17 protein-coding genes are annotated in these 16,216 nt (G+C 64.2%); all 17 read left to right on the forward strand.

Features of this window, described 5'->3' with window-relative positions; genetic code table 11:
• Positions 1-73 precede the first annotated feature (73 nt).
• Genes FHT02_RS01315 through FHT02_RS01395 form a run of 17 tightly spaced genes read left to right on the forward strand, consistent with a single transcriptional unit; the run spans position 74 to position 16,215 of the window.
• The gene (locus FHT02_RS01315; protein WP_184083439.1) at positions 74-448 is read left to right on the forward strand and encodes an NADH-quinone oxidoreductase subunit A; all 375 of its coding nucleotides are present in this window, start codon (positions 74-76) and stop codon (positions 446-448) included.
• Positions 439-975 carry a NuoB/complex I 20 kDa subunit family protein gene (locus FHT02_RS01320; protein ID WP_184083441.1) on the forward strand — a complete coding sequence of 179 codons (537 nt, stop codon included), beginning with the start codon at positions 439-441 and terminating at the stop codon, positions 973-975. The genes FHT02_RS01315 and FHT02_RS01320 overlap by 10 nt, the downstream gene beginning before the upstream one ends.
• Complete coding sequence (locus tag FHT02_RS01325) at positions 972-1,877, forward strand: NADH-quinone oxidoreductase subunit C (RefSeq protein WP_184083443.1); 906 nt, start codon at positions 972-974, stop codon at positions 1,875-1,877. The genes FHT02_RS01320 and FHT02_RS01325 overlap by 4 nt, the downstream gene beginning before the upstream one ends.
• The gene (locus FHT02_RS01330; protein ID WP_184083445.1) at positions 1,874-3,109 is read left to right on the forward strand and encodes an NADH-quinone oxidoreductase subunit D; all 1,236 of its coding nucleotides are present in this window, start codon (positions 1,874-1,876) and stop codon (positions 3,107-3,109) included. The genes FHT02_RS01325 and FHT02_RS01330 overlap by 4 nt, the downstream gene beginning before the upstream one ends.
• Positions 3,109-3,780 (forward strand): complex I 24 kDa subunit family protein, encoded by a 672-nt coding sequence (locus tag FHT02_RS01335; RefSeq protein WP_184083447.1) that lies wholly within the window; start codon positions 3,109-3,111, stop codon positions 3,778-3,780. Before FHT02_RS01330 ends, FHT02_RS01335 begins: the two co-directional genes overlap by 1 nt.
• Positions 3,777-3,944: a hypothetical protein gene (locus tag FHT02_RS01340; RefSeq protein ID WP_184083449.1), complete on the forward strand. Its 168-nt coding sequence runs from the start codon at positions 3,777-3,779 to the stop codon at positions 3,942-3,944. Before FHT02_RS01335 ends, FHT02_RS01340 begins: the two co-directional genes overlap by 4 nt.
• A 1-nt stretch (position 3,945) precedes the next feature.
• The gene (gene nuoF / locus FHT02_RS01345) at positions 3,946-5,250 is read left to right on the forward strand and encodes an NADH-quinone oxidoreductase subunit NuoF (protein ID WP_184083451.1); all 1,305 of its coding nucleotides are present in this window, start codon (positions 3,946-3,948) and stop codon (positions 5,248-5,250) included.
• On the forward strand, positions 5,247-5,861 hold the full coding sequence (locus FHT02_RS01350; RefSeq protein ID WP_184083453.1) for a hypothetical protein: 615 nt from the start codon (positions 5,247-5,249) through the stop codon (positions 5,859-5,861). The genes nuoF and FHT02_RS01350 overlap by 4 nt, the downstream gene beginning before the upstream one ends.
• Before the next feature lie 2 nt (positions 5,862-5,863).
• The gene (gene nuoG, locus FHT02_RS01355) at positions 5,864-7,885 is read left to right on the forward strand and encodes an NADH-quinone oxidoreductase subunit NuoG (RefSeq protein WP_184083455.1); all 2,022 of its coding nucleotides are present in this window, start codon (positions 5,864-5,866) and stop codon (positions 7,883-7,885) included.
• Positions 7,882-8,928, forward strand: coding sequence for an NADH-quinone oxidoreductase subunit NuoH (nuoH, locus tag FHT02_RS01360; RefSeq protein WP_184083457.1), 1,047 nt, complete (start codon positions 7,882-7,884; stop codon positions 8,926-8,928). Before nuoG ends, nuoH begins: the two co-directional genes overlap by 4 nt.
• Positions 8,925-9,410, forward strand: coding sequence for an NADH-quinone oxidoreductase subunit NuoI (nuoI, locus tag FHT02_RS01365; RefSeq protein ID WP_184083459.1), 486 nt, complete (start codon positions 8,925-8,927; stop codon positions 9,408-9,410). Before nuoH ends, nuoI begins: the two co-directional genes overlap by 4 nt.
• 60 nt (positions 9,411-9,470) lie before the next feature.
• Complete coding sequence (locus tag FHT02_RS01370; protein ID WP_184083461.1) at positions 9,471-10,082, forward strand: NADH-quinone oxidoreductase subunit J; 612 nt, start codon at positions 9,471-9,473, stop codon at positions 10,080-10,082.
• The gene (gene nuoK, locus FHT02_RS01375; RefSeq protein ID WP_184083463.1) at positions 10,079-10,384 is read left to right on the forward strand and encodes an NADH-quinone oxidoreductase subunit NuoK; all 306 of its coding nucleotides are present in this window, start codon (positions 10,079-10,081) and stop codon (positions 10,382-10,384) included. Before FHT02_RS01370 ends, nuoK begins: the two co-directional genes overlap by 4 nt.
• Positions 10,384-12,498, forward strand: coding sequence for an NADH-quinone oxidoreductase subunit L (nuoL, locus tag FHT02_RS01380; RefSeq protein WP_184083465.1), 2,115 nt, complete (start codon positions 10,384-10,386; stop codon positions 12,496-12,498). The genes nuoK and nuoL overlap by 1 nt, the downstream gene beginning before the upstream one ends.
• Complete coding sequence (locus FHT02_RS01385) at positions 12,495-14,066, forward strand: NADH-quinone oxidoreductase subunit M (protein WP_184083467.1); 1,572 nt, start codon at positions 12,495-12,497, stop codon at positions 14,064-14,066. The genes nuoL and FHT02_RS01385 overlap by 4 nt, the downstream gene beginning before the upstream one ends.
• Positions 14,066-15,514 carry an NADH-quinone oxidoreductase subunit NuoN gene (nuoN, locus tag FHT02_RS01390; RefSeq protein WP_184083469.1) on the forward strand — a complete coding sequence of 483 codons (1,449 nt, stop codon included), beginning with the start codon at positions 14,066-14,068 and terminating at the stop codon, positions 15,512-15,514. The genes FHT02_RS01385 and nuoN overlap by 1 nt, the downstream gene beginning before the upstream one ends.
• Positions 15,481-16,215, forward strand: a complete 735-nt coding sequence (locus FHT02_RS01395; protein ID WP_343056793.1) for a biotin--[acetyl-CoA-carboxylase] ligase — start codon at positions 15,481-15,483, stop codon at positions 16,213-16,215. The genes nuoN and FHT02_RS01395 overlap by 34 nt, the downstream gene beginning before the upstream one ends.
• The last annotated feature ends 1 nt before the right edge of the window (position 16,216 follow it).

Consider the following 16,216-nt stretch of genomic DNA (forward strand, 5'->3'; position numbering starts at 1 on the left):
GGTTCCGCCCCTTGCCGCACTCTCCCCATCGGCCTAAAGCCACCCTCAGATTCCGCAGTCGCGAGAAGGCCCCTTGGTCGATCTAATTCAATATCTGCCGATCCTCCTGTTCCTGGGAGTGGCATTGGTGCTTTCAAGCGCCTTCGTGTTCCTGCCGATGGTGGTGGGGCGGCTGACAGGCGCGCATCAGCCGACTCCGGAAAAGCTCACCGAATATGAGTGCGGCTTTCCGGCGTTCGAGGATTCGCGCAGCCAGTTCGACGTGCGCTTTTACCTCGTTGCTATTCTGTTCATCGTCTTCGATCTCGAAGCTGCCTTCCTATATCCTTGGGCAGTCAGCGTTTTCGATCTCGGCTGGACCGCCTGGATCTCGATGATGATCTTCATTGCCGAGCTTGCGCTCGGTCTGGTTTATGCTTGGAAGAAAGGTGCGTTGGAGTGGGAGTAGAACTCAGCCCTCCGCCGCCGGGAACGCTGCCGAACGTTGCGTTTCTCGACGACATCAATGCCGAGATCGGCGACAAGGGTTTCCTGGTCACCTCGACCGAGGAGCTGTTCCAGTGGGCCCGCACCGGCTCGCTGTGGTGGATGACCTTTGGTCTGGCATGCTGCGCGGTCGAGATGATCCACGTTAACATGCCACGCTATGACATGGAGCGTTTCGGTGCCGCGCCGCGCGCTTCCCCGCGTCAATCGGACGTGATGATCGTCGCAGGGACGCTGTGCAACAAGATGGCGCCGGCGCTTCGCCGCGTATACGATCAGATGTCCGAGCCGAAATACGTGATTTCGATGGGTTCCTGCGCGAATGGCGGCGGCTATTATCATTATAGCTACAGCGTTGTGCGCGGATGCGACCGCATCGTGCCCGTCGACATCTACGTACCTGGCTGCCCCCCGACCGCCGAGGCGTTGCTTTATGGCGTGATGCAGCTGCAGCGAAAGATCCGCCGCATCGGGACGCTGGAACGGTGAAAGCGCCTGCTCCCCGCTACGCTTCGAACGAGGGCGTGATCGATGCCGCGCAGGCGGCTTTCGGTGACCTGATCGTTGAGGCCAAGGACGCGGTTGGCGAAGTTTCGCTGACGGTACGGCGCGAGCGTCTTGTCGACGTCATGGTCGCGCTGCGCGACACGCCCGGCCTCGAATATCAGATGCTGATGGAGATCGCGGGCGCGGATTATCCACAGCGCGCAGAGCGGTTCGACATCGTCTATCATCTGCTGAGCCTGACCCGGAACCACCGCATTCGCGTGCGCGTGATGACCGATGAGGAGCAGCCGGTACCGTCGGTTACCGAGATCTGGCCGGTCGCCGGCTGGCTAGAGCGCGAAGTGTACGACCTATATGGCGTGCTGTTCGACGGGAACATGGACCTTCGCCGGATCCTCACCGACTATGGCTTCCAGGGGCATCCGCTCCGGAAGGACTTCCCGATGACGGGGTATGTCGAAATGCGGTACTCGGAGGAGGCGAAGCGCGTCGTCTATGAGCCGGTCAGCCTGGCTCAGGATTTCCGCAATTTCGACTTCATGAGCCCGTGGGAAGGTGCCGCCTATGTGCTGCCGGGCGACGAAAAGGTGACCGGCGCCGGCCCAGGCGACACGCCGCAGGGCAAGCCTGCGCCGACCCCGTCCGCGCCGCCGCCCCCGCCTGTTCCCGAAGCCAAGGGTGCGCCGACTCCAGTGACTGCCGACGATGTCGTCAAGGCCGGCGATGCCGCGTCGAAGACGGTGGAGCCGCAGGCCAAGCGGATCAAGACCATGGAAGGTCCGCAGGACAGCGGCGTCGGTCAGAACGAGCCGGGCAACTTGCCCGAGCAGAAGCCGAAGGACCCGGACATCATGCCCAGCAAGCATGAGGGGCAGAATCAATGACCGACACCGTTGAAGCGATGATGGCGCGCGACACCGTAAAGGACCCGAATACGGGTGACGTCGCGATCCAGAACTACACGATCAACTTCGGTCCGCAGCATCCCGCAGCGCACGGCGTGCTGCGCCTGGTGCTGGAACTGGACGGCGAGATCGTCGAGCGCGTCGATCCGCATGTGGGGCTGCTTCACCGCGGCACCGAGAAGCTGATCGAATATAAGACGTATACGCAGGCGCTGCCCTATTTCGACCGGTTCGACTACTGCTCCCCGATGGCGATGGAGCACAGCTATGTGCTCGCCGTCGAGAAGCTGCTCGATCTGGAAGTGCCGATCCGCGCCCAGTATCTGCGGACCTTCTTCGCCGAGCTGACGCGCATCAAGAACCACATGCTGAACCTGGGTTCGCACGTCATGGACGTGGGCGCGATGACACCTAATCTGTGGTTGTTCGAGCTTCGCGAAGACTGCATGAACTTCTATGAGCGGGCCTCGGGTGCGCGCATGCACGCCAACTGGTTCCGCGTCGGCGGAGTCCGCCAGGACGTGCCGCTGAAGCTGCTGACCGACATCGCCGACTGGCTCGACACGCGCCTCCCGCGCCTGTTCGAAGACGCGATCAGCCTGGTGGCCGAGAACCGCATCTTCAAGCAGCGCAACGTCGACATCGCGATCGTGAACCGCGAGGACGCGATGCGCTGGGGCTTCTCGGGTCCGATGATCCGCGCCGCGGGCATCCCCTGGGATATCCGCCGGTCGCAGCCTTACGATGCTTATGATCGCGTAGAGTTCGACATTCCGGTCGGTACGCGGGGCGATTGCTACGATCGGTTCATGGTGCGCGTGGAGGAGGTTCGCCAGTCCGCGCGGATCATGAAGCAATGTTTGCAGCAGATGCCCGAAGGCCCGGTGAAGAGCCTCGACAACAAGGTCGTGCCGCCGTCTCGCGGTGCGATGAAGCAGTCGATGGAAGCGCTGATCCACCACTTTAAGCACTTTACCGAGGGCTTCCACGTGCCCGAAGGCGAAGTCTATGTGGCGACCGAAAGCCCCAAGGGCGAGTTCGGCGTGTATCTGGTGAGCGACGGTTCCAACAAGCCGTATCGCTGCAAGGTGCGCCCGACGGCGTTCAGCCATCTTCAGGCAATGGACTTCATGTCCAAGGGCCACATGCTCGCGGACACCACCGCGATCCTGGGCGCGATGGATATCGTTTTTGGTGAATGTGACCGCTAATGGCTGACGCACCCAAACTTCCCGACGAAGCTGAGACCCGCGCACGCTGGGGCAATTTCGCCTGGAGCGAGGCGAACGCCGAAAAGGCGCGCGAGATCATGGGCCGCTATCCGGCGGGCCGGCAGATGTCGTGCACGATCCCGTTCCTCGACCTGGCCCAGCGTCAGGTGGGCGCAGAGACCAACACGCAAGGCTGGTTGCCCGTGCCGGTGATCGAGTTCGTCGCGCGCGAGCTTGATCTGCCGTATATCCGCGTGTTCGAGGTCGCGACCTTCTACACCATGTTCAACCTGGTGCCGGTCGGCCGCTATCATGTGCAGGTATGCGGCACGACGCCGTGCATGCTGCGCGGGTCGGACGATGTGCTGGCGGCGTGCAAGAGCCGCGGGCTGAAGAAGGGCCATACCACCGAGGACGGGCTGTTCACGCTGTCCGAAGTCGAGTGTCTGGGCAATTGCGCTTCCGCGCCGATGGTGCAGATCAACGACGACAATTACGAAGACCTCACCTTCGACCGCACGGTGGCGATCCTCGATCGGCTTGCCGGGGGCGATCAGCCCAAGACGGGCACGCAGGAGCCGGGCCGCCATACAGTGGAACCGGTCGGTGGTCCCACTACGCTGACCGCGATGGTGAACGAGAACCACGACTACCGGGGCGAATGGGCATGAGCGGTTCCAACAAGAGCCTCGTCGTGACGATCCTCGCCATCATCGGCGCCATCGTCGTCGCCGGTTGGGTGCTCAAGATCACCTTCAACCTGCTCGGCCCGCTGCTGGTAATTGCCGTCGCGGTGCTGATCTATCTCATGTTCTTCAAGAAGGGCGCCCGCTGAGATGCTTGGCGACAAGGACCGCATCTTCACCAATCTCTACGGCTACCAGCCGTGGAACCTGTCATCGGCGCGGATGCGCGGCGATTGGGACAACACCGCGCAGCTGATGCAGCTGGGGCAGGACACGATCATCGACCGCATCAAGGCTTCGGGCCTGCGCGGGCGGGGCGGGGCGGGTTTCCCGACCGGCACGAAATGGTCCTTCATGCCCAAGGAGCCGAGCCCGACGCGGCCGAACTTCCTGGTGATTAATGCCGACGAATCCGAGCCGGGTTCGTGCAAGGACCGCGAGATCATCCGTCATGATCCGCACAAGCTGATCGAAGGCGCGCTGATCGCCGGCTTCGCGATGCGCGCGCGTGCGGCCTATATCTACATTCGCGGTGAGTATATCCGTGAGGCCGAGACGCTGTTTGCTGCCGTCGCCGAGGCGTATGACGCCGGTCTGATCGGGCGCAACGCGTCCGGCTCGGGTTATGACTTCGACGTGTTCGTGCACCGGGGCGCCGGCGCGTATATCTGCGGCGAAGAGACCGCAATGCTCGAGAGCCTGGAAGGCAAGAAGGGCCAGCCGCGCCTCAAGCCGCCGTTCCCGGCGGGTGCCGGCCTCTATGGCTGCCCGACGACGGTGAACAACGTCGAATCGATCGCGGTCGCGCCGACAATCCTGCGGCGTGGACCGGAATGGTTCTCCTCCTTCGGGCGTGAGAACAACAAGGGCACGAAGCTCTTCCAGATCTCGGGCCATGTCGAGAAGCCCTGCGTGGTTGAGGAAGCGATGAGCATCCCGTTTCGCGAGCTGATCGAGAAGCATTGCGGCGGCATCCGCGGCGGCTGGGATAATCTGCTCGCGGTGATCCCGGGCGGATCGTCGGTGCCGCTGGTGCCGGCTGCCGAGATCATGGACGTGCCGATGGACTTCGATGGCCTGCGCGCGGTCGGTTCAGGCCTTGGCACCGCGGCGGTGATCGTCATGGACAAGTCGACCGACATCGTCCGCGCGATTGCCCGGCTGTCTTATTTCTACAAGCATGAGAGCTGCGGCCAGTGCACCCCGTGCCGTGAGGGCACCGGTTGGATGTGGCGCGTGATGGAGCGGCTGCGCACCGGCGACGCCGACATCAGCGAAATCGACACGCTCCAGCAGCTCACCAAACAAGTCGAAGGTCACACGATCTGCGCTCTGGGTGACGCCGCCGCCTGGCCGATCCAGGGCCTGATCCGCCATTTCCGCCCCGAGATCGAGCGCCGCATTCACGAGAAGCAGGGTAGCGGCTTGGGCGCGATGCAGGAGGCTGCTGAATGAAGAGGCTCGTGCTTCTCGGCATGATCCTGGCGGCACCAGCTTCGGCGCAGGTCGGGGGCGGTCAGTCTGGCGTGTCGACGTCGACGCCGGCTACGAACATGCGTCCATTTCAGGAACTACGAAACTTTGGCGCTTGCTTTGCGCGCAACCAACCCAAGGACGCGCTGCGCATCATCGCCACTCAGCCGGGGTCGGCAGAGGAAAAGAGCGTCTTGGGCAAGTTGATTGCTGGCGAGCATACGACCTGCCTTTTCGGCGGCACGAAGATGGCGATGCCGGGTGTGTTTGCACGCGGAGCGATTGCGGAGGGGCTGCTCGGATCCGGCGGCGTGCCCCATACGTACCGGCTGGCAGCGCCCGCTGTCGGTGAAGCAAAGGACCTTCATGGCGTGGCGCGCTGCTACACCAATGGGCATCGTAGTGAGGTCCGCGATCTACTTTCGACGCGGGCGGGCAGTCCGGAGGAAGTAAAAGCCGTAGCAGGGCTGTGGAATGATTTCAGGGCGTGCATGCCCGGTTTCAAAGTGCGCTTGAACGCACCCTGGATACGTTTCCTGCTGGCCGAGGCGATGTTGCGCCTCCCGCCGGAAACGCCCCAGGCAGGAGGTTAATTGTGCCTAAGGTAAAGGTAGACGGAATCGAAGTGGAGGTGCCGCAGGGCGCCACGGTGCTTCAGGCCTGCGAAGCCGCGGGCAAGGAAATTCCGCGTTTCTGCTATCATGAGCGCCTTTCGATCGCCGGCAATTGCCGCATGTGCCTGGTCGAAGTGAAGCCCGGGCCGCCCAAGCCCCAGGCTTCGTGCGCGTTGCCCGCCGCCGAAGGGCAAGAGGTTCGCACCGACAGCGCGATGGTGAAGGCCGCGCGCGAAGGCGTGATGGAGTTCCTGCTGATCAACCACCCGCTCGATTGTCCGATCTGCGATCAGGGTGGCGAGTGCGACCTTCAGGACCAGAGCCTGGCCTATGGCCGGAGCCACTCCCGCTACACCGAGAACAAGCGTGCGGTGACCGAGAAGTATATGGGTCCGATCATCAAGACGGTCATGACCCGCTGCATTCAGTGCACGCGCTGCGTCCGCTTCGGCGAGGAAGTGGCCGGCGTGGAGGATATCGGCGCGATCTATCGCGGCGAGGACATGCAGATCACCACCTATCTGGAAAAGGCGTTCAAGAGCGAGCTTTCGGGCAACGCAGTCGACCTCTGCCCGGTGGGTGCGCTGACGCACAAGCCGGTCGCCTTCGAATATCGTCCCTGGGAGTTGCGCAAGAACCTGTCGATCGACGTCATGGACGCGGTCGGCACCAACATCCGTGCCGACAGCCGTGGGCGTCAGGTGATGCGGGTGCTGCCGCGCATCAACGAGGACGTCAACGAGGAGTGGGCGCACGACAAGACCCGCTACCATGTCGATGGCCTGGTACGCCGCCGGCTCGATCGCCCGTTCGTCCGCAAGGATGGCAAGCTGGTCCCCGTCAGCTGGGATGAAGCGTTCGACGCCATCGCGGCCGTCGCCAAGGGCGCGGGTTCGAGCGTCGCGGCCATTGCCGGCGACCTGCTCGACTGCGAGACGATGTTCGCCGCCAAGTCGCTGGTGAAGGCGATGGGCTCCGACCTGATCGAGAGCCGCCAGACCGGCATGTCCTATGACGTGTCCAGCCTCGGCGCCGTGGCGTTCAACCCGACCATCGCCGGCGTCGAGGATGCCGACGCGATCCTGCTGATCGGCACCAATCTCCGCTGGGAAGCACCGCTGATCAACACGCGCGTGCGCAAGGCGATCAAGAAGGGCGCCAAGGTCTTCGCGATCGGGCCCGAGATGGACCTGACCTACAAGGTCGAGTGGCTGGGCAACGATCTGGGCGTGCTCGGCACGCTGCCGGAATCGCTGGCGCAGGCGTTCGACGGCGCGAAGCGTCCGCTGGCGATCGTCGGCCCGGGCGCGCTGGCGAAGGGCCATGGCGCCGCGCTGGCGTTTGCCAAGTCGGCCAATCTCGTGCGCACGCTCGAGGACGGCACCGCCTGGAACGGCTTCGGCGTGATCCACACCGCGGCAGCCCGCATGGGCGCCCTGATGCTGGGCTTCGCGCAGAAGGGCGGCATCGGCGACATCTTCCGCGCCGCGCCCAAGCTGACCTTCTTCCTGGGCGCCGACGAAGCCGATTTCGCGATGTTCGCGAACAGCTTCAAGGTGTTCATCGGCCATCATGGCGACAAGGGCGCGCACCACGCCGACGTGATCCTGCCATCGGCCACCTATGCCGAGAAGCCGGGCACCTATGTGAACCTGGAAGGCCGCGTGCAGCGTGCCGACCGCGCGGTGTTCCCACTGGGCGACGCGCGTGAGGACTGGACGATCCTGCGCGCCCTGTCCGAGAAGCTCGGCCATACGCTCACCTTCGACAGCTTCGAGGAGCTGCGCGCGGCTATGGCTGCCGAGGTGCCCGCGCTCGGCACGGAAGGGCTGGCCGGCTATTCTTGGGACGCGCCGGCGCTCGCCCCCGACGCCGAGGGTCCGATCGCCTATCCGATCCAGGACTTCTATCTCACCAACGCCATCTGCCGTGCGTCGCCGACGATGCAGCGCTGCTCGGCTGAACTGCTCCACGGCGAAGACTATGCGGAGGCTGCGGAATGACCTCCTGGTTCACCGGGTTCCTGCCTTATGGGTGGGCGTGGTTCATCGCCACGATCATTGACATCCTGGTCATCGCGCTGCCGCTGATGCTGGCGGTGGCGATGATCATCTATGCTGATCGCAAGATCTGGGCGGCGATGGCGCTGCGCCGCGGTCCCAACGTTGTCGGTCCGTTTGGACTGATGCAGAGCTTCGCCGACGGTCTGAAGGTGTTTCTCCAGGAAACGATCATCCCGTCGAGCGCGAACAAGGGCCTGTTCCTGCTCGCGCCGATCATCACCTTCACGGTCGCGCTGATCGTGTGGGCTGTGGTGCCCTTCCAGGCGGGCGTGGCGCTCTCGAACATCAATGTCGGGCTGCTCTACGTCCTCGCCGCCTCGTCGCTCGGCGTCTATGGCGTAATCCTGGCGGGCTGGTCGTCCAACTCCAAATACCCCTTCTACTCCGCGATCCGTGCCGCTGCGCAGATGGTGTCGTATGAAGTGTCGATCGGCTTCGTGCTGATCTCGGTCGTGCTGTGGTCGGGCACCTTCAACCTGGGCGGCATCGTCGAGGGGCAGAAGGCGTATTACGGCTTCTTAAACGGCCATGGATTCAACCCGTTGCTGTTTCCGATGTGGGTGGTGTTCCTGATCTCGTCGATGGCCGAGACCCAGCGCGCGCCGTTCGATCTGGCCGAGGCGGAATCGGAGCTCGTCGCGGGGTACCAGACCGAATATTCGTCGATGGCCTTCGCGCTGTTCTGGCTGGGCGAATATGCCAACGTCATCCTGATGTGCACGCTCAACGCGACGCTGTTCTGGGGCGGCTATCTGCCCCCGATCGACTGGGCGCCGCTGTACATGGTGCCGGGCATTATCTGGCTGTTCGCCAAGATCCTGTTCTTCTTCTTTGTGTTCAGCTGGGTCCGCGCAACGGTGCCGCGCTATCGCTATGACCAGCTGATGCGGCTGGGCTGGAAGATCTTCCTGCCGCTGTCGCTGTTCTTCGTCTTCCTCGTTTCCGGGTTCCTGATGTGGACCCGCGTCGGAGTTCCCGCATGAGCGTCGCTCAGATCATCCGCTCCTACACGCTCTGGGAGTTCCTCAAGGCGCACTGGCTGACCTTGCGATACTTCTTCAAGCCCAAGGCGACGATCAACTATCCGTACGAGAAGAACCCGGTCAGTCCGCGGTTCCGCGGTGAGCATGCCCTGCGCCGCTACGCCAATGGCGAAGAGCGCTGCATCGCGTGCAAGCTGTGCGAAGCGGTGTGCCCGGCGCTGGCGATCACGATCGAGGCCGAACCGCGCGAGGACGGCAGCCGCCGTACCACGCGCTACGACATCGACATGACCAAGTGCATCTATTGCGGCCTGTGCCAGGAAGCATGCCCGGTCGATGCCATCGTCGAAGGTCCGAACTTCGAATTCTCGACCGAGACGCGTGAAGAGCTGATTTACCAGAAGGACAAGCTGCTCGCGAACGGCGACCGCTGGGAGCGCTCGATCGCCGCGAACCTTGCCGCCGATGCACCGTACCGTTAAGCGCGCGCCAACAGTGGGACGCATGATGATTCACCATCCTCTGGCAAAGGCGGCGGTCGCGTGATCCAAGCCCTGGCCTTTTATCTCTTCGCGATCGTGGTGTGCCTTTCGGGCGCGCTCACGATCCTGTCGCGCAACCCGGTGCACAGCGTGCTGTGGCTGATCCTGGCGTTCTTCAACGCCGCCGGGTTGATGGTGCTCGCGGGCGCGGAGTTCATCGCGATGCTGCTCGTCATCGTCTATGTCGGCGCGGTCGCGGTGCTGTTCCTGTTCGTGGTCATGATGCTCGACATCGACTTCGCCGAGCTGCGTTCGGGCGTGATGAAATATGCTGCGGTAGGGCTGGCGCTTGCCATCGCGCTGGTCGCCGAAATCATCATCGCCATCGGCGCATGGAGCGCCGGCGGGCTCGAGATGAGCCGCCGCGCAGCCCCGATCGCGTCGGACGTCCCAAACATCGAGGCGATCGGGCGACTGCTCTATACCCGCTATTTGTTCATCTTCGAAGGCGCCGGCCTGGTGCTGCTGGTCGCGATGATTGGTGCCATCGTGCTGACCTACCGCCAGCGCAGCGATGTTCGCCCGCAGAATGTCAGCCACCAGATCAACCGCCGCTCGAAGGACGCGACCCGCAACATGAACCCGGGCGTGGGTGAGGGGATGCAGCTGTGATCGGTGTCACGCATTATCTCGTCGTCTCGGCGATCCTGTTCACCTTGGGGGTGCTCGGCATCTTCATGAACCGGAAGAACCTGATCGTCATCCTGATGGCGATCGAGCTTATCCTGTTGGCCGTGAACCTCAACCTTGTCGCCTTCTCGGCGGCGCTGGGGGATCTGGTCGGCCAGGTGTTCGCCATGTTCGTGCTGACTGTCGCTGCCGGTGAGGCGGCGATCGGTCTGGCAATCCTCGTCATCTATTTCCGCGGTCGTGGCACGATCTCGGTCGACGACGTCAATCGGATGAAGGGCTGATGTCGCCGATCCTCGCAATCGTATTCCTGCCGCTGATCGCTGCGATCGTCGGCGGCTTTTCGAACAAGTCGTTCGGCACGGCCTTTCCGAAGATCGTGACCACCGGCGCGTTGCTCATAGCCTGCGCGCTGTCCTGGCCGATCTTCATCGGGTTCCTCAACGGCACCTCCGAAGCCACGGTCGTGCCGGTCCTGCACTGGTTGACGTCGGGCACGATGAGCTTCGCCTGGGAGCTGCGTGTTGACGCGCTCACTGCGGTGATGCTCGTGGTGGTGACCAGCGTCTCGGCGCTCGTCCACATCTATAGCTGGGGCTATATGAGCGAGGACCCGGATCAGCCGCGGTTCTTTGCTTATCTCTCGCTGTTCACCTTCGCGATGCTGATGCTCGTGACCGCGAATAACCTGGTGCAGATGTTCTTCGGCTGGGAAGGCGTGGGTCTCGCCTCCTACCTCCTGATCGGCTTCTGGTTTCGCAAGCCCAGCGCTCAGGCTGCCGCGATCAAGGCGTTCGTCGTCAATCGCGTCGGCGATCTTGGCTTCATGCTCGGCATCTTCGGCACCTTCCTGGTGTTCGGCACGGTCTCGATCCCCGAGATCCTGGCCGCAGCACCGAACATGGCCGGTTCTACCATCGGCTTCCTTGGCGCGCGCTTCGATACGATGACCGTGCTGTGCCTGCTGCTGTTCGTCGGCGCGATGGGCAAGTCGGCGCAGCTGGGCCTGCACACCTGGTTGCCCGACGCGATGGAAGGCCCGACCCCGGTGTCGGCGCTGATCCACGCCGCGACCATGGTCACCGCGGGCGTGTTCATGGTCTGCCGCATGTCGCCGATGTTCGAGATGAGCCCGGTGGCGATGGGCGTGGTGACGTTCGTCGGCGCCGCGACGTGTTTCTTCGCGGCGACCGTCGGCACGACGCAGACCGACATCAAGCGCGTCATCGCCTATTCGACTTGTTCGCAGCTCGGCTATATGTTCTTCGCCGCCGGCGTCGGCGCTTATGGCGCGGCGATGTTCCACCTGTTCACCCACGCTTTCTTCAAGGCGCTGCTGTTCCTGGGTGCCGGCTCGGTGATCCATGCGATGCACCACGAGCAGGACATGCGCTTCTATGGTGGCCTGCGTAAGCACATCCCGGTGACCTTCTGGACGATGATGGCGGGTACGCTCGCGATCACCGGGGTCGGAATCCCCGGCATCTTCGGCTTCGACGCGATCGGCTTTGCCGGCTTCCACTCGAAGGATGCGATCATCGAAGCCAGCTGGGCGGCCGGCGTGCCGAGCGCCTTCTGGGTCGGCGTGTTCGTGGCGCTGCTGACGAGCTTCTATTCGTGGCGCGTCGTCTTCCTGACCTTCTATGGCAAGCCGCGCTGGGCGGGCTCGGAGCACATCCAGCACGCCGTCCACGACGCGCATGGCCACGGCCATGACAGCCCTGACACGCACGGCCATGGCAGCGAGCATGCCAATGCCCCGGCGCAGGAAGACTCCGGTCATCACGCGCCGAGCGCCACCCATGCGCTGCACGATCACGCGCCAGAAGGGACTGCGGGCTACCACCCGCACGAAAGCCCAATCGTGATGCTGATCCCGCTGCTGGTGCTGACGATCGGCGCGATCGCCGCGGGCTTCGTCTTCCACGGCTTCTTCATCGAGCCCGAGGCTGGCGAGCGTTTCTGGAAGGGTTCGCTCTTCTTCAACGAACATCTGATGCACGCGATGCACGAAGTGCCCATGGGCGTGAAGCTGTCGGCGACCATCGCCATGCTGCTCGGCCTCGGCATCTCCTGGTACACCTATGTGGTGAAGCCGGGCCTTGCGACCGCGACCGCGGAGCATATCCGCCCGCTCTACACCTTCCTGCTCAACAAGTGGTATTTCGACGAACTCTACAACTTCCTGTTCGTCCGGCCGGCGTTCGCGATCGGCCGTCTGCTCTGGAAGGCGGGTGACGAAAACACCATCGACCGCTTCGGCCCCAACGGGCTCGCCAATGTCGTCCGCGTGGGCAGCATCGGTGCGGTGAAGCTGCAATCGGGATATCTCTATACTTATGCCTTCATCATGCTGATCGGCCTCACCGCGGCGCTGACATGGGTGATCGCAGGATGAGCGGGTTCCCGATCCTCTCCGTCATGCTCGCGGTCCCTGCGGTCGCGGCGATCGCCTGCCTCTTTGCTGGCGACAAGGGTGCCCGCTGGATTGCGCTGGCCGCAACCTTCGTCGACCTGGCGCTCGGCATTCTGCTCTGGTCGGATTTCCAGATGGGCGCCGGTGCGCCGCAGTGGCAGTTCGTCGAGCACGTGCCGCTGTTCGACATGGGCACTGCCCAGTTCGCCTGGGCGCTGGGCATCGACGGCTATGCGCTGATGCTGATCGTCCTTTCGGTCTTCCTGATGCCGATCTGCATCGGGGCGAGCTGGGAAGCGATCCAGAAGCGCGTGCCCGAGTACATGTCGGCGTTCCTGCTGACCGAAGTGCTGATGATCGGCACCTTCGCGGCGCAGGATCTGTTCCTGTTCTACATCTTCTTCGAAGGTGGCCTGATCCCGATGTTCCTGATCATCGGCATCTGGGGCGGACAGAACCGCATCTACGCGTCGTACAAGTTCTTCCTGTACACGTTGCTAGGCTCGTTGCTGATGCTCGTCGCGATGATCGCGATGGTGCTGATGACCGGCACTACGTCGATCCCGGCGCTGATGGCGTATGACTTCCCGCCTCAGATGCAAACCTGGCTATGGCTAGCCTTCTTCGCCTCGTTCGCGGTGAAGATGCCGATGTGGCCGGTCCACACCTGGCTTCCCGACGCGCACGTGCAGGCGCCGACCGCGGGCTCCGTGATCCTGGCCGGCGTGCTGCTGAAGCTTGGCGGCTATGGCTTCCTGCGCTTTTCGCTGCCGATGTTCCCGGAAGCCTCGGCGCAGCTGATGTGGCTGGTGTTCGCGCTGTCCTGCGTCGCGGTGGTCTACACCTCGCTCGTCGCGCTCGTGCAGAGCGACATGAAGAAGCTGATCGCTTACTCGTCGGTGGCGCACATGGCGATCGTGACCATGGGCCTGTTCGCCTTCAACCCGCAGGGCATCGAAGGCGCGATGATGGTCATGCTGGGCCACGGCCTGGTGTCGGGTGCGCTGTTCCTGTGCGTCGGTGTCATCTACGACCGGCTGCACACGCGTGAGATCAGCCGCTATGGTGGCCTGGCGATCAACATGCCGCGCTATGCCGTGCTGTTCCTGCTGTTCACCATGGCCTCGGTCGGCCTGCCGGGTACCAGCAACTTCGTCGGCGAGTTCCTCGGCTTGGCCGGCGTCTATCGCGTATCGACCATCACGGCGCTGATCGGCACCACGGGCATCATCCTGGGTGCCGCGTACATGCTGTACTTGTTCCGCCGCGTGGTGTGGGGCGACCTGACCAGGGACGATGTGAAGGCGATGCCGGACCTCTCGTTGCGCGAGATCGCGCTGCTGGTGCCGATCGCTGCGGCGGTGCTGTGGATGGGCGTCTATCCCGAAAGCTTCCTGGCGCCGATGCGTGCCGACACCGCCCGCCTCGTTGCGCGCCTTGAGCGTGCCGCGCCTGCTGGCGATTCCAAACCGACCCCGGGCCACCCGGCGGCTGCGCCCGCACACGGCGAAGCCCATGGTGCTGCTCCCGCGCATGGGGGTGCGCACTGATGGATTACTCGTTGCAACTGCTGATGACCCTGCCCGAGCTGGTGCTGGCGGTCGGCTCGATCGTGTTGATGCTCGTCGCCGCATGGGGCGGGCACCAGTCGACCAAGCTGGTCAGCTGGGCGGCCATCGCCGTGCTGATCGGCGCAGGCATCGCGCTGGCCGGTCCGGCGTCATCGGGCGGCGATGCGTTCGATGGGCTGTACCGCGCCGACATGTTCGCGGCGTTCAGCAAGGTGCTGATCTATGTCGCCGCCGCCGTTTCGATCCTGATCGCACCGCGCTTCTTCCAGCGCACCTCGGGTGACGATCTGCGTCCGGAATATCCCGTACTGATCCTGCTTTCGACTGCGGGAATGGGCATGATGGTGTCGGCGGGCGACATGCTGACGCTCTATGTCGGCCTCGAACTGCTCAGCCTGTCGAGCTATGTGCTCGCCAGCTTCATGCGCCGCGATGCGCGTTCGGCCGAAGCGGGTCTGAAGTATTTTGTCCTCGGCGCGCTCGCCTCGGGCATCCTGCTCTACGGCATCAGCCTGGTGTACGGCTTTTCGGGCACCACGTTGTTCGACGGCATCGCCTCTGCCTATACCGGTGGCGAGCGCTCGATGGGCCTGCTGTTCGGCCTGGTTTTCGTGTTCGCGGGCCTCGCGTTCAAGATGAGCGCCGTGCCGTTCCACATGTGGACCCCCGACGTGTACGAAGGTGCACCCACGCCGGTGACGGCGTTCTTCGCCTCGGCACCCAAAGTCGCGGCGGTCGCACTCGCGGTTCGCGTCGCGATTGAAGCGATGGGCCCGGCGCTGCACGACTGGCGCCAGATCGTGATCTTCGCGTCGCTCGCTTCGATCATCCTCGGCGCGGTCGCGGCGATCGGCCAGACCAATGTCAAGCGCCTGCTGGCCTACTCCTCGATCAACAATGTCGGCTTCGCGCTGATCGGCCTCGCCGCCGGCACGGCGGAAGGCGTGGCGGGGGTGCTGACCTACCTGGCGATCTATGTCGTCATGACGATCGGCAGCTTCCTGGTCGTCCTCCAGATGCGCGGCCCTGACGGCGAGCCGATCGAGGACATTGCCAGCCTTGCCGGCATGTCGCGCACGCGTCCCGGTCTGGCGGCGGCGCTCGCGATCTTCATGTTCAGCCTGGCCGGCATCCCGCCGCTGCTCGGCTTCTTCGCCAAGCTCGCGGTGTTCATGGCAGCGGTGCAGGCGGGTCTCATCGTGTTCGCGGTGGTCGGCGCCGCGGCCTCGGCGATCGGCGCCTATTATTACCTGCGCATCGTCAAGACGATGTACTTCGATGAGCCCGCGCCTGCCTTCCACGGCAAGCCCGGCATGGTCGAAGGCGGGCTGATCGCGCTGACCGCGGCGGTGATCTCGCCGCTCGGCTGGCCGCTGCTGCTGCCGCTCGGCGCGTGGACGATGCTCGCGGCAAAGGCGCTGTTCTGACCGCAGCCGTCCGGACGGTCGCGCAGACGGGTTCCACCAACGCAGACCTCGCCGAGCTCGCCCGAAGTGGCGCCGGCGAGGGCCTGTGGCTCCGCGCCGAGCGCCAGACCGCTGGCAGGGGCCGCCAGGCGCGGGAATGGGTCTCGCCCGCCGGCAATCTCTACGCCAGCACGCTGGTGCGGCTGCGTCCCAGCGACCCGCCGCCCGCAACCCTCGCCTTGGTCGCGGCGGTGGCGCTGGAGGAAGTCGTCGCGGTCTTCGGCGTCCGCGCGACGCTCAAATGGCCCAACGACTTGCTCGTCGAAGGCGCCAAGCTTTCCGGCATCCTGCTGGAACGAGTCGATGATGCCGTCATCATTGGCTTCGGCGTGAACCTTGCCGAAGCCCCGCATGACCTCGACCGCGCCGCCACCAGCATGGCGGCCCACGGCGGGGCCCCCGATCCCCAGCTGTTCGCCGACACCCTTGCGGAGAGTTTCGAGCGCTGGGTCGCCCGCTGGCGCGGCGAGGAGCTGGCTACCGTCCGCGACCGCTGGACCGCCCGCGCGCACCCGGTGGGCACCGCACTCACCGCGCGCCTCGCCGATGGATCGTCCCTGGACGGCCTGTTCGGCGGCCTCGACGCAAGCGGCGCGCTCATGCTGCGCTTGGCGGACGGCTCGGTGCGTGTCATTCACGCAGCCGACGTCTTCCTGCTCTGAA

Origin of the sequence: Sphingomonas xinjiangensis, assembly GCF_014199255.1 — a bacterium.
Taxonomy (GTDB): Bacteria; Pseudomonadota; Alphaproteobacteria; order Sphingomonadales; family Sphingomonadaceae; genus Sphingomonas; species Sphingomonas xinjiangensis.